The sequence below is a fragment of the Cytobacillus dafuensis genome, from assembly GCF_007995155.1.
Lineage (GTDB): Bacteria > Bacillota > Bacilli > Bacillales > Cytobacillaceae > Cytobacillus > Cytobacillus dafuensis.
Map to the genome: position 1 here is coordinate 1,696,093 of NZ_CP042593.1, position 13,006 is coordinate 1,709,098.

General features: G+C 35.7%; 17 protein-coding genes. 10 read left to right on the plus strand and 7 right to left on the minus strand.

Annotation, left to right across the window (positions count from 1 at the left end):
- Positions 1–153: 153 nt before the first annotated feature.
- Positions 154–285, minus strand: a complete 132-nt coding sequence (locus FSZ17_RS08020; RefSeq protein ID WP_082625323.1) for a DUF3941 domain-containing protein — start codon at positions 283–285, stop codon at positions 154–156.
- A 106-nt stretch (positions 286–391) separates the two neighbouring features.
- A complete protein-coding gene (locus FSZ17_RS08025) occupies positions 392–1,252 on the minus strand; it encodes a DegV family protein (RefSeq protein WP_057774312.1) in 861 nt (286 codons plus the stop codon).
- Positions 1,253–1,368: 116 nt separating this feature from the next.
- On the opposite strand from FSZ17_RS08025, the gene FSZ17_RS08030 reads away from it, so the two are divergent.
- Together FSZ17_RS08030 and FSZ17_RS08035 are read left to right on the plus strand one after the other, a co-directional pair.
- Positions 1,369–2,199, plus strand: coding sequence for a YitT family protein (locus FSZ17_RS08030; RefSeq protein ID WP_057774310.1), 831 nt, complete (start codon positions 1,369–1,371; stop codon positions 2,197–2,199).
- Between the two features lie 19 nt (positions 2,200–2,218).
- Positions 2,219–2,620, plus strand: a complete 402-nt coding sequence (locus FSZ17_RS08035) for a hypothetical protein (protein WP_057774307.1) — start codon at positions 2,219–2,221, stop codon at positions 2,618–2,620.
- A gap of 40 nt (positions 2,621–2,660) precedes the next feature.
- Here the strand turns inward: FSZ17_RS08035 and FSZ17_RS08040 are convergent, their stop codons facing one another.
- The 3 genes from FSZ17_RS08040 to FSZ17_RS08045 form a co-directional block, all read right to left on the minus strand.
- Positions 2,661–2,855 (minus strand): DUF3813 domain-containing protein, encoded by a 195-nt coding sequence (locus FSZ17_RS08040; RefSeq protein ID WP_057774304.1) that lies wholly within the window; start codon positions 2,853–2,855, stop codon positions 2,661–2,663.
- Between the two features lies 1 nt (position 2,856).
- The gene (locus tag FSZ17_RS23325) at positions 2,857–3,009 is read right to left on the minus strand and encodes a hypothetical protein (protein WP_185150679.1); all 153 of its coding nucleotides are present in this window, start codon (positions 3,007–3,009) and stop codon (positions 2,857–2,859) included.
- Between the two features lie 118 nt (positions 3,010–3,127).
- Positions 3,128–3,946 carry a Cof-type HAD-IIB family hydrolase gene (locus tag FSZ17_RS08045; protein WP_057774301.1) on the minus strand — a complete coding sequence of 273 codons (819 nt, stop codon included), beginning with the start codon at positions 3,944–3,946 and terminating at the stop codon, positions 3,128–3,130.
- A 244-nt stretch (positions 3,947–4,190) separates the two neighbouring features.
- On the opposite strand from FSZ17_RS08045, the gene FSZ17_RS08050 reads away from it, so the two are divergent.
- The 5 genes from FSZ17_RS08050 to moaA all read left to right on the plus strand — a co-directional run bounded on the left by FSZ17_RS08050 (position 4,191) and on the right by moaA (position 8,433).
- The gene (locus FSZ17_RS08050; protein ID WP_057774298.1) at positions 4,191–4,958 is read left to right on the plus strand and encodes an alpha/beta fold hydrolase; all 768 of its coding nucleotides are present in this window, start codon (positions 4,191–4,193) and stop codon (positions 4,956–4,958) included.
- A 373-nt stretch (positions 4,959–5,331) separates the two neighbouring features.
- Entirely contained in the window at positions 5,332–5,640 is a 309-nt protein-coding gene (locus FSZ17_RS08055; protein ID WP_057774295.1) for a metal-sulfur cluster assembly factor, read from the plus strand.
- A gap of 13 nt (positions 5,641–5,653) precedes the next feature.
- A complete protein-coding gene (locus tag FSZ17_RS08060) occupies positions 5,654–5,992 on the plus strand; it encodes a DsrE family protein (protein WP_057774292.1) in 339 nt (112 codons plus the stop codon).
- 188 nt (positions 5,993–6,180) lie between these two features.
- A complete protein-coding gene (locus FSZ17_RS08065) occupies positions 6,181–7,305 on the plus strand; it encodes a TIGR04053 family radical SAM/SPASM domain-containing protein (RefSeq protein ID WP_057774289.1) in 1,125 nt (374 codons plus the stop codon).
- A gap of 111 nt (positions 7,306–7,416) precedes the next feature.
- A complete protein-coding gene (moaA, locus tag FSZ17_RS08070) occupies positions 7,417–8,433 on the plus strand; it encodes a GTP 3',8-cyclase MoaA (RefSeq protein WP_057774286.1) in 1,017 nt (338 codons plus the stop codon).
- 165 nt (positions 8,434–8,598) lie between these two features.
- On the opposite strand, the gene ric is transcribed toward moaA, so the two are convergent.
- Positions 8,599–9,294 carry an iron-sulfur cluster repair di-iron protein gene (gene ric / locus FSZ17_RS08075; protein ID WP_057774284.1) on the minus strand — a complete coding sequence of 232 codons (696 nt, stop codon included), beginning with the start codon at positions 9,292–9,294 and terminating at the stop codon, positions 8,599–8,601.
- Between the two features lie 206 nt (positions 9,295–9,500).
- On the opposite strand from ric, the gene FSZ17_RS08080 reads away from it, so the two are divergent.
- The 3 genes from FSZ17_RS08080 to FSZ17_RS08090 all read left to right on the plus strand — a co-directional run bounded on the left by FSZ17_RS08080 (position 9,501) and on the right by FSZ17_RS08090 (position 12,125).
- On the plus strand, positions 9,501–10,766 hold the full coding sequence (locus FSZ17_RS08080) for a molybdopterin molybdotransferase MoeA (protein WP_057774281.1): 1,266 nt from the start codon (positions 9,501–9,503) through the stop codon (positions 10,764–10,766).
- On the plus strand, positions 10,760–11,290 hold the full coding sequence (mobB, locus tag FSZ17_RS08085) for a molybdopterin-guanine dinucleotide biosynthesis protein B (protein ID WP_057774278.1): 531 nt from the start codon (positions 10,760–10,762) through the stop codon (positions 11,288–11,290). Before FSZ17_RS08080 ends, mobB begins: the two co-directional genes overlap by 7 nt.
- Before the next feature lie 118 nt (positions 11,291–11,408).
- Complete coding sequence (locus FSZ17_RS08090) at positions 11,409–12,125, plus strand: YwiC-like family protein (protein WP_057774272.1); 717 nt, start codon at positions 11,409–11,411, stop codon at positions 12,123–12,125.
- 184 nt (positions 12,126–12,309) lie between these two features.
- Here the strand turns inward: FSZ17_RS08090 and FSZ17_RS08095 are convergent, their stop codons facing one another.
- Positions 12,310–13,002, minus strand: coding sequence for a Crp/Fnr family transcriptional regulator (locus FSZ17_RS08095; protein ID WP_082625322.1), 693 nt, complete (start codon positions 13,000–13,002; stop codon positions 12,310–12,312).
- Positions 13,003–13,006: the final 4 nt, after the last annotated feature.

The window sequence follows — 13,006 nt, forward strand, 5'->3', positions numbered from 1 at the left end:
GTTGAACCAATCGGGCTTTTACGGGCTGTTGATCCCCCACTTAGAAATTTATTCTTAACTCAACTTCTTGAAGTGGGGGTCTTACAGCCCGTTAATCTGCGATAAAAGACGATAAATAAACGAGCAAGCACCCGCTTGCTCGTTTTTCTATTTCTATATATGATCTGTCGTTTTTGAATACTGGTTTTTTCCTGCCTTCCTGTTTTTTTCGCGCATCATGTTTTTTTCATGACGAAAGGCATTATTATCTTTTGCTTTTTTATCATTATCAGTAGTTTTGGACATAATATAATGACTCCTTTCCAATTCTATAGTCGTTTCAACCTCAACTTAATGAGCTTGGCCTATGTTATTGTCTGTCAAAATGAAAAGGAGTATGCGGTTTATGTTTTTATGGTTTTACTTTATTTAAAAAGAAAATGGCTATCGTTCCAGAGCCTGTGTGTGAACCAATGGAAGCACCAATGGAAGAAATATAGACATTTTTGGCGTTTAATTCCTGAATGATTAGTTCTTTCATTTCTAGCGCTGTTTCTTCATCATCAGCATGGCTGATTCCAATGATTTGACTTTCAAAGGAATCTCCTCTTTCTTTCATGATTTCAATAATTCGTCGAAGGAGTTTCTTTTTGCCTCGATGTTTTTCAATAGGAACAAGCTTTCCATCCTCAACATTTAAGAGAGGCTTAATGTTTAACAGTCCGCCCAAAAATGCAGATGCTTTGGAAACACGTCCGCCTTTAGCAAGGTAATCAAGATCATGGACAGTGAATAAATGTTCCATATGCTCACAGCGGAATTTAATATCAGTTAATATGTCCTCTTTGGAAGTACCTTCTTTAGCTAATTTAGCCGCTTCTTGGACAATTAAGCCAAATCCAAGTGAGGCACATTTTGTATCAATAATAGTTAGATTGAAGTTTGGATATTTTTCTTTTACTTGATCAAGCATCATAACAGCTGTTTGATAGGTTCCTGACAATTCAGAGGAAAACGCAATATAAATTCCATCTTCATTATTTTTTGCCATATTCGTAAAAGTTTCTTCAAAGGCGAGTGGTGAGGCTTGAGAAGTTTTCGGAACTTTTCCCTCTCGAATTGCCTGATACACTTTTTTGGGATCTATCGTTACTAAATCTTCATATTCTGTATCATCTAAGTGGACCTTTAACGGAAATAATGTGACATCATTTTCCTTAAAAAAATGTAATGGTAAATCACATGCACTGTCTGTCAATATTTTAACTGACATACATATTCACCTGCTTTCAAAACTATATATTCTTTAAGTTTATAGAAAATAGGTAGAAAAGACAATGAAAATTCCAAATTTGGGTAAATACTATTAAGTTCAGATAGGTGATTAACATGTATTGGTTAGGTACTAAAAAATTAGGGATCGTATTAATTGGTGCACTATTAGGTGCAATTTCAATGAATTTTTTCTTAATCCCAGCAAATGTTTATGCAAGTGGATTCACTGGAGTTGCACAATTGCTTTCAAGTATATTTGGTGGGCATGTATCTACAGGGGTTTTACTTTTAATATTGAATATCCCTGTTACAATTTTAGGCTGGAAAAAAGTCGGAAAATCTTTTACTCTTTTTAGCTTTATTAGTGTGTTATCAACATCATTCTTTTTAGAAGTAATCCCAATTAAGCATTTCTCAAATGATATTTTACTAAATGCAGTTTTTGGGGGAGTGATTGCTGCAGTTGGTGTTGGCTTAACTTTAAAATGGGGAGCTTCCACCGGTGGAATGGACATTATTGCCATGGTTTTATCTCGAATGACTGATAAGCCAATTGGTACATATTTTTTTACACTCAATTCCATCATTATTATTACTGCTGGAGCATTATTTGGATGGGAAAAGGCATTGTATACAATTGTTACGTTATACGCCTCTACAAGGGTCATTGATACGATTCATACAAGGCATGTGAAACTGACAGCAATGATCGTTACGAAAAAAACAGAAGAAATGAAAAAGGCAATCCATGAAAAGCTAATAAGAGGGATTACTATTATGCCTGCAAAAGGCTCTTTTACAAATGAGAATAAGGAAATGTTGATGATCGTTATTACTCGGTATGAATTATTTGATTTAGAAAGAATAATTAAAGAAATAGATCCAAATGCTTTTACTAATATAGTGCAAACAGTCGGGGTTTTCGGTTTATTCCGTAAGGATTAATGATCTTGGAGGGATATTCATGCTTCAAATCTTAATGGCGTTAATATTAGTATCAAGTGCATCCCATTATTACACTGGGATCTTGACGAGCCCAACTGAATCGGATGAAAGGCTTCAGGACAATGAAGTGTTTCGAATGGTAAAGGTAAGGAAAGAAAATATGAAGTACAAAATTACAGGGGAAGTCCGTCTTAGAAAAGGAGAATTTTTTTATGTCGTTGAAGATGGCCATGATGAGTTAATTCCAGCAACAAAGAAAAAGGTAGAACCAAGTTTCCCTAATTGGTCAAAATTTGAGATGGAAGTTCATATCCCAAATAAAAAACTTCCTAATAATGGTACAGTTATCCTATACTTTTTTGAAGTGAATAATGAGAATCAGAGGTTTCATACCTTACCCATAATTTTAGAGAGAAGCTAAACAGCTGACCCATTTTTATGTCAGCTGTTTAGTTTCATAATTATTGAATATTTTTGAGTTGATCAAGCTCTCGTTGCATATCAGCCAGCTGTTCTTGTTCAGCTCTGGTAGAATTGGCGTATGCTGAACTTAATGCATTTTTTGCTTGCAGCATCATCGTTTCAAGTTGAGAAGCTTCAGCTGTCTTAGCTAGGTCAACAGATCGTCTCGCTTCTTGAAACAGTCTGTTTCCCATTCTAGGCTCCTCCAATAGAAGAATTTTTCACATTAGCCAGCTTTTGTGCTTCGGCTTCAGCGTATGTCATATGAAAAGGGATACGTTCCGCATGCTTGGTAACTGAATCTACACCTTGTTGCACAAAACGTTTCGATTTATTACTTCTACCCAATCGAATCCCCTCCAAAGAAGAAAGTTGAAACAGCATTCTTGCTGCCTCGTTTGTTAGTATGCTCCAATCAACTTTTTTAAAAAGGGGAATTTTCTGGGATGATTCCAAACATAAGGCACTATTGTACTTTCAAATTTAATAATTCGTTTAAATAAACGGCAACCCCATCTTCTTCATTAGTTAGTGTTACTTCATTAGCAACTGTTTTGACTTGATCAATTCCATTTCCCATGGCAATCCCTAATCCAGCATATTCAAGCATTTCTAGGTCATTGTCTTCATCTCCGAAAGCAATGATTCTTTCAGGTGGAATATTAAAATAATCGGAAGCCTTTTTAAGACCTACAGCTTTATTTAAACCAGCCTTTACAATTTCAATAACATGCCAAGGGGCAGCCCAGCTTCGATGATCAATTACTTCTGCATGAATGTTTGAGAGATGATCACGAATGGATTTAATATGCTCTTCATCCGTATGAATTAACATACTTGTTGGAGAGGCATTTAAGAAATTGCGTAAATCACCAGTCGTTACATTTGGATCACCAAATCCGAAAATTTCTAATAGCTTTTTATCTTGAAAATGGAAGTATACATCATCTATTACTTCCGCAATAATATTATGAAAATGGAATGAGCTGCAATCTTCTACGATTTCCTTAGCTACATTAACCTCAAGGGGAGTATGATAGACACCCCAATTTTTATCTTTAGGATGATGAATGAACGCTCCGTTGAAATTTACAATGGGAGTATCAAGGTTCATTTCCTTATAATACATTTCACTTGAGCGAAAAGGCCTTCCGGTTGCGATCATGACGATATGGCCTTCATCTCTTGCTTTCTGTATAACTTTTTTGGTTTTTATTGATATAGTTTTATCGTCTCTTAACAATGTTCCGTCAAGATCTAGTGCAATTAAATGCTTTTCTGCCATAATCCAACACCTACTTTATACATTTTTTTCTATATTAGAGTGTAAAGTTTTAGGAAAATAAAAGTTCACATGATACACTAAAATTGAATGAGTCATTATCGCATACCCAAAGGAATTTGGCGAAACAAGAGATTGTATCATTACCACTATGTTAACAAATATACATTCGTTTTGTAAAAAAACTTACTATGTTATTCAATTTTAACATAATTTATAGATTTGCTTAATATTAGGAGGCTTTAAAGTGATCACTGTTGAACATGAAAAAATAAAAGAAATACCTGTTTTGCATATAGCGGATAAAAATAGATGGGAAGAAAAGCTGCCATTCATTATTTTTATACATGGCTATACAAGCAGAAAGGAATTTAATTTACACTATGCTTATTTACTAGCAGAAAAAGGATTTAGGGTGATACTTCCAGAAGCACTTTACCATGGAGAAAGAAGCTCTGGACTTTCTAGTAATGAGTTGAATTTCCACTTTTGGGAAATTGTACTTCGAACCATTGATGAACTAGAAATTTTAAAGCAAAAATTTGAAGAGCAAAAATTAATAGATCCTTCTAGGATAGGGGTTGTAGGAACTTCAATGGGAGGAATTATTACATTAGGTGCATTGACAAAATACCCTTGGATTAAAGCTGCTACAAGCTTAATGGCGATGCCGTACTATGAAAAATTTGCTGACCTTCAAATAAATGAAATGAAAAAGAAAGGGATTAAAATTCCAGTCTCAGAAGTGGAAATGTCTCAATTAATGAGTAAGCTTAGGGAGCTTGATTTAAGCTTGCAGCCTCAAAAGCTTGGAAATAGGCCTTTGCTTTTTTGGCATGGTAAGCAGGATTCAGTCGTACCATATTCTCCTACCTATCATTTTTATGAGTCCATAAGACCTTTATATCAAGAGCAGCCTGAACGTCTAAATTTTATTTCTGAAGAAAACGCCGGTCATAAAGTCAGTACAGAGGGGGTAATGAGGACAATTGAATGGTTTGAAACATACTTATAAGCTTTATGATATTGTCATAAGTTTATCGCAGATTAACGGGCAGTAAGACCCCCACTTCAAGGATTCGCGTATGCAAAGAAGAGTAAGTGGGGGATCAACTGCCCGTAAATGCCCGTAAAATGAACACAGACTAAAAGCGCCACATCGTGTGGCAACGTCTGCGTGACCCACTACCTGTGGGCCGCAACTAACCATCAGTGGGGGATGAAGGCCGACTAAGAACGCCACGTCCTGTGACAACGTCGGCACTAGCACGTCCTGTGCGTCGAAAAACCCCCACTGATGGAAGTTTCACTTTATACGGTTTCTATCATTCATAATCCTATACAAATTTGATATGATAACATTATGTAGAAAAAGGAGTGTTGAAAGCATGGATCAAGAAGTAAAAGATAATATTATGGGTGCTCTTGAGCTTGTTGTTGACCCTGAATTAGGTATAGATATCGTAAATCTTGGATTAGTATACGATGTTAAAATGGATGATGATGGGAAGACAACAGTTGATATGACTTTAACTTCAATGGGCTGCCCGCTAGCAGGGACGATTGTGGATAATGTAAAAACTGCTCTTTCAGATATACCGGAAGTAAAGGAAACAGAAGTAAATATTGTTTGGAATCCTCCATGGTCGAAAGAAAGAATGTCTCGTTATGCAAAAATTGCTTTAGGAATTCGTTAAGAGGTGAAATTTAATGAAAAATAAAGTGATTTTAGTCAGCTCTGATCAACTCGGCAAAGGAGAAAAGGAGCTTGGAGAAGGAGTCCTTGAAACCTTTTTTACATTGTTAAAACAAAGGGAAGAGCTTCCTGCCGCTATTTTTTGCATGAATAGAGGAGTATTTACCTTAACTGAGGATTCTTTTGTTTCGCTTCACCTTAAAGAGCTTGAAGAAAAAGGTGTTGAAGTGTTTGCCTGCAAAACTTGTGTTGATTATTATGAAATTGAAGACAAATTAGTCGCAGGAAAAATTAGTGGAATGCCGCATTTTATTGATTTAGCATCTAAATACGAGATAATAACGATATCATAAATAGTAGGAGCAATATGCTCCTGCTATTTTTTTCTTTTTCCCCCTAGCAATATCATCTATCATACATGTGAGATTCTTCACTTATTTCATTTGTCATTTCCCATATAATACAATTGCAGCAAAGATGATTGTTATATTCGCTTTTCGTTTTTTGAATGGTATCGGAGGAATCAAAAGGAGGATATATAATGCCCTTTAATCGTGATTTTAATAAAGACCCTTTTATAGTAATTTGGGAATTAACAAGAGCATGCCAATTGAAATGCTTGCATTGCCGTGCAGAAGCTCAATATAAAAGAGATCCACGAGAACTATCATTTGACGAAGGGAAGTCATTAATTGATCAAATTTATGAAATGAATAGCCCTATGCTTGTTTTTACCGGTGGTGATCCTTTAATGCGTGAGGATGTTTTCGACATAGCCAAATATGCCGTTGAAAAGGGTGTTCGTGTATCAATGACCCCGAGTGCAACACCTAATGTAACGAAGGGAGCGATTGAAAAAGCGAAGGAAGTGGGGCTTTCCCGCTGGGCTTTTAGTCTTGATGGGCCTACTGCTGAAATTCACGACCATTTTCGGGGGACTGCGGGTTCCTTTGATTTAACAATGGAAAGAATTAAATATTTGCATGAACTAGAAATTCCAATCCAGATTAATACGGTCATTTCCCGTTATAATATTGATTGTCTTGATGAAATGGCGAAGGTTGTTGAAGATTTAAAGTGTGTTCTGTGGAGTGTCTTTTTTCTAGTACCTACAGGCAGAGGACAAGAAAGTGATATGATTACACCAGTTGAACATGAAAGAGTCTTCACATGGCTGTATGATTTAAGCAAAAGAGTTTCCTTTGATATTAAAACAACAGCTGCACAGCATTATCGCCGTGTAGTTATTCAGCACAAAATGAAAGAAGCAAAGGGCAATAACGAAGATATTCAATATTTGGATGCATTAACTCAACAAGGCTTGACAGGATCGATTGATGGGCTTGGAAGAGCACCAAAAGGGGTTAATGATGGCAATGGCTTCGTCTTTATCTCCCATATTGGCGACGTATATCCGAGCGGCTTACTTCCTGTAAAAGCAGGCAATATAAGAGAACAATCATTAGCTGAAATCTATCGAGATTCCCCGATCTTTAGAGATTTAAGAAATCCGGATAAATATAAAGGGAAATGTGGAGTTTGTGAATTTAGGTATGTTTGTGGAGGTTCACGCTCTCGTGCCTATGCTATGACGGGGGATTACATGGAAAGTGAGCCATTCTGTGTCTATATTCCTAGAGCATTAAGAAAGAAAGCAACATCGTAAAAACAGTACCACGATGAACCGATTAAGAACAATATGTGAATAATACCATTTTTAATGGCAACATATGCTACAATATTGAAAAAGAGATCACTCTTTATTGGAGTTGATATTATGAAAAAATTAATCATCAAAGACAAATTAAATAGACCTCTAAGAGATTTACGAATTTCTGTTATTGATCGCTGTAATTTTCGCTGTACCTATTGTATGCCTGCAGATAAATTTGGACCAGATTTTGCTTTCTTACCGAAAAGTGAATTATTAACTTATGAGGAAATTGAACGGCTTGCCAAAATATTTGTAGATCTTGGCGTAGAAAAGATTAGGCTTACAGGCGGAGAGCCTTTGCTCAGGAAGGATTTGCCGATTTTAGTCAAAAAGCTTTCTAATATTCAAGGCTTACAAGATATCGGCCTAACAACCAATGGAGTATTACTGCCAAGGTATGCTAAAGAATTGAAGGAAGCTGGTTTATTACGAGTAAATGTTAGTCTGGATTCCTTAAATAGTGAATTATTTGGCAAAATTAACGGAAGAAATGTGGGAGTTCAAGCTGTTCTAGATGGCATCCAAGCGGCTCAGGAAGCAGGCCTTGGTGTAAAAATCAATATGGTTGTAAAAAAAGGCTTAAACGATTCTGAAATAGTTCCAATGGCTAACTTTTGTAAGGAAAAAGGAATTCAGCTTCGATTTATAGAATTCATGGATGTCGGCAGCACCAATGGCTGGAAAATGGATGATGTTATAACCAAAAAAGAAATATTTGAGCTACTTAAAAAACATTATTTATTGGATCCAGTTGAACCAGACTACTTTGGGGAAGTTGCAAAGCGTTATCGCTATGAAGGAACGAATATTGATGTTGGATTTATCCCTTCTGTATCGGAATCATTCTGCTCAAGCTGCACCCGCTCTAGATTATCTGCAAATGGACAAATTTTCACATGTCTCTTCAATGGAGATGGACATGATATAAAAGAATTTATGAGACAAGGTACAACAGACGAAGAAATAAGTAAGCGCATTAAAGACATATGGAGTGACAGGAAAGACCGCTACTCTGATGAAAGAACAGAAGAAACAGCAAGAAATCGGAAAAAAATAGAAATGTCCTATATTGGTGGTTAGTATAACCCTGTCTAGCAGAATGCCTAGGCAGGGTGTTTTTTTTAATAATGAAATGAACAGAATTATATTTTATAAATTCATTTCGCAAAAAAGAAATCGGCAAACTCGCCGATTTCTCCCATTCTGTCTTTATCGCTAATTTTGGAAATGGAACAATTTTAGTATTTACATATATCTTGGGAATAAAATATTGTTCTCCAAATGTACATGCATAAATGTTTGTTCTTCTAGCATTTCAAGGCGCTTATATACAAGTGTATATGTACCACAAGCATTTAGAGGAAGCTTATAATCATATGTTACCTCTCTAAGCTCTCTTAAAATTTCACCAACTTGGTCATGCTCTTTTTCGAGCTCTTTTATATAATTTACTATTTCTTCGCGATTTTCTAATGCTGGATTGTCTAATTCTTTCAACAAAGGGAAAACAGTTTCCTCTTCTTTAGCTGTATGCTCAATCATTTCTTTTTTAAACACACTAAATAATTCATAAACTTTTACTAACTCTGGGTGATTAGAACCGTGAACTTTAGATACCTTCGTCACATACGGGCTTAATTGGGCAAGCTCATCTAGAAGAGGGGTATGATAATGGACATTGATATGATTGATAATGTCTTCTGAACTGCTGTTAGTCCAAACCTCCATATCATCGTTATGATTATTTTCCTTCGTGTATATTTCATTTAAATCATTCATTAGTTGCTCCATATTAATGGAGAGCTCAGTTGCAGCTGTAATTAATGGAGTATTTCCACCGCAGCAGAAATCTATTCGATAGCGTTTAAACACATCACTTGTTTTCGGTAGTGCATTGACAATATCTTTAACTAATGATGTTTCTGTAAAAGGCATGTTCATTCTTTGAATACCCTCCTTATAAAAATTCTATTGTATACATGCTTAGCATAAAGGATAAATAATATGAAGCTGGTGACCTCAATCACACTTTCTTATTTTTTTGAAAAAAACTATTAAAGAGAGAGAGGATGTGAGGTTTGTCATGTAGAATCAAATGAATTACATATATAATAAAGTAGAAGATCAAGGCTTAGGAGCTGATACTATTGGTTGAAAGAAGAACTCCAATACCTGTAGGAGAAGCAGTCAAACGTGTGATGGACTTTTCAATACAGGGACAAACAGAATTTATTTCAATAAATAAAAGTTTTGGCAGATATTTGTCTGAAGATATTACTGCGACAAATGACGTTCCACACTTTGATCGTGCCCCCTATGATGGTTTTGCTGTTAGAGCGATTGATACAAAATTAGCGGCACAAACAAATCCAGTGGAATTCGAGGTTGTCGACCATATTGGAGCAGGATTAATCACAACAAAGAGTGTAGAAGCTTTTCAAGCTGTTCGTATTATGACTGGTGCTCAAATGCCTTCTGAATGTGATGCAGTTGTTATGCTTGAGTTAGCAAAGGTATATGAAAAGGACGGAAAAAGCTTTATGTCAATTAAACGTCCATATAATTCAGGTGATAATGTTTCATATCGAGGGGAAGATGCTAAGGAAGGCGATGTCCTCATTAGAAAAGGGACAAAGATTAATCCTGGAACACAAGCGATTCTTGCTACATTCGGCTACGCAAAAGTTCCAGTGGCAAGGAAACCATTAGTAGGTCTTTTTGCAACAGGTACGGAGCTATTGGATGTTGATGATCCATTAGAGCCAGGAAAAATCAGGAACAGCAATTCACATATGATTGCGGCTCAAATTGAAAGAACAGGTGCAGAAGTCCTTTATTTTGGCAAGCTTCCTGATGAATTTGAAACCTGCTATGAAGCGGTCAAACAGGCACTTGATAAAGTTGATATGCTAATTACAACAGGTGGAGTTTCTGTAGGCGATTTTGATTACTTACCTGCCATTTATGAAAAAATGAAGGCCGCGGTTCTATTTAATAAGGTGGCTATGCGTCCTGGCAGTGTAACAACTGTAGCTCAATTTGAGGGAAAGCTTTTATTTGGATTATCTGGAAACCCATCCGCATGTTATGTTGGTTTTGAACTTTATGCACGGCCAATTATAAGGAAAATGCTGTTTACTGAGAAGCCACATCTACGTAAAGAAAAAGCAATTCTTGAAGAAGACTTTTTAAAGGCAAATCCTTTTACTCGCTTTGTAAGAAGTGACTTAACTTTTAAAGAAGGTAAATTGGCAGTTTCTCCAAGCGGATTAGATAAATCTAATATTGTGATGAGTCTTGCTGGGGCTAACTCCTTTATTATTTTACCAGGAGGAACAAGAGGCTTCGAGGCAGGTACAGAAGTAGATGTATTATTGCTAGAAGATTTTACTGGAAATGAGTGGCCATGGTAAAAGCACCAATAATTTTTCAAATAGTTGGTTACCAGAATAGCGGAAAAACAACGCTTGTGAAAAAAGTGATTGAATGTTTATCTAAAAATGGATTTGCGGTGGCTACTATCAAGCATCATGGGCATGGAGGCAAACCGGACATTATTGATAGTAAGGACTCAGGTCAGCATATAGCTTCAGGTGCACTATATTCTATCGTAGAAGGAAGTGGAAGGCTTCTGTTGCAAGCCGAAAAATTGGCCTGGACTTTACAAGAACAAATTAGAATTCTGGAGTCTCTAAAGCCTGACTTTATCATCATTGAAGGACATAAAAATGAAGAGTATCCTAAAGTTGTGATCATAAAGGAAAAAGAAGACCATGCTCTTTTATCAAGTTTGGAAAATATTAAAGCTGTTATCTCTTGGAACAATATAGCTGAAGAAATCCAAAATACATTTTCTCCAATCTCCTTTTTCAATGTTCATGACAATAAAGGGTTAGAATGGATTTGCCAGTACTTGATGAAACAATTAAATAAATAGAGCTTTGTCAAAGAACCGTCAAATTTTGACGGTTCTTTCTTTATCTGTGATGCTTTTCACTTTATAAGTATGGATTTATGTATATAGTATAGAAAGCTTCAGTAGGGAGGTAATGAAAATGAAGCTATTTTTACCGAAACAGCATGGTGCATGGGCAATGTTAATTATCCCTTTTTGGCTCGGTGTTGCAGCATCTGAATTTCACTGGGCTCATATTCCCTTTTTCATTGGGTGGTTATTATTATATTTAGCTACATATCCAATGCTTTTATTATTTAAAAAGAAAAAAACATCCTTTTATGTAAAATGGACGATTATTTATTTTGTTCCTGCATTAGCTGTGCTAAGTATCCCATTATTGGTAAGGCCCTCTATTTTAATATTTGGCTTGCTGATGACCCCTTTTTTTATACTTAATGCTTATTATTCATCGAAAAATAGAGATCGGGCATTTGGCAATGATTTAAGTGCTATTTTTGCTTTCTCACTTTCTGGACTAGCAAGCAGTTTTCTGCCAAACGGTGAAATCAACTCATCGGCAATTATTGTCTTTTTTAGTTCAATTTTGTTTTTTACTGGTTGTACTTTTTATGTAAAAACAATGATTAGAGAGAAAAAGAATCAAACATATAAATGGATATCATGGGTTTATCATATTGGTTTGATCATTGCATGGCTCATACTGGGTGAGTGGCAAATTGCCATTGCATTCCTACCGAGTATGATAAGGGCATTTGTATTTTATGGGAAGCCAATGTCTATGAACAAACTGGGAGTTCTTGAAATTGTTAATACAGCTTTCTTCTTTATCGCTATTCTTTTCGTTATTATCTAGAAAAGGGGCTGTCCCATAAGGTATCTGGCATCCACTTAATACACAATATCTAGAATTCCACTCACTTATTGATTCTAGATATTGTTCGTGGTGCCTGACCCCTTGCTTTGGGACAGCCCCTATTAAAATATGTATAGCATTTTAAGAGTTCGAGATATGACTAGTTGAAGGCACTTACTCTTTTCTATTCAATATTGCAAATATCTAGAGGACAGTTCTCACAATCAATTTCTTTTTTTAAGTAAGAAAGACTATGGATTGTAATAATTCCTTTATCAATAGAAAGGATTCCAATTTTCCTTAATTCACCAAGCATTCGATTTACTACTTCTCTTGATGTTCCGCAAAAATTGGCTAGTTCTTGATTGGTTAATGGTACTTTAATTGTTATACCTTCCCTCGATAATTCTCCATAGCTATTCGCAAGTCGTATTAAGGTTGAGTATAGAGCTCCTTTTTTTCCATGAAGAACAAGATCTCTAAATTTTGTTTGTGTTTTACGGTATTGAAGACTGATCCATTTCATCAATTCAAGTGCAAGTTGATGGTTTTGCTCAAGCTTTTCCTCAAGTTCGTCTTTAAAGATAACTAAAACTTCTCCACTTTCAATTACTTTAGCATTCATCATATATTTTGGTGAAAGACAAAAAAGCGATAATTCACCAATTAAATCACCTTTTGAGCACATTCTTAACGTGAGCTCGCGGCCATCAGGGACAATTTTACTAACCTGAATTAGTCCACTTTCCACAATGAAAAGCTCATTTGCGTGCATACCCTCTTGATAGAGAAATGTTCCTTTTATAATTTTTCTTTTATGATGAGCCATCAATAATATTTCTTTCAGTTCTTCTGAAAGCTCAGTAAAAGACTGCATTGAA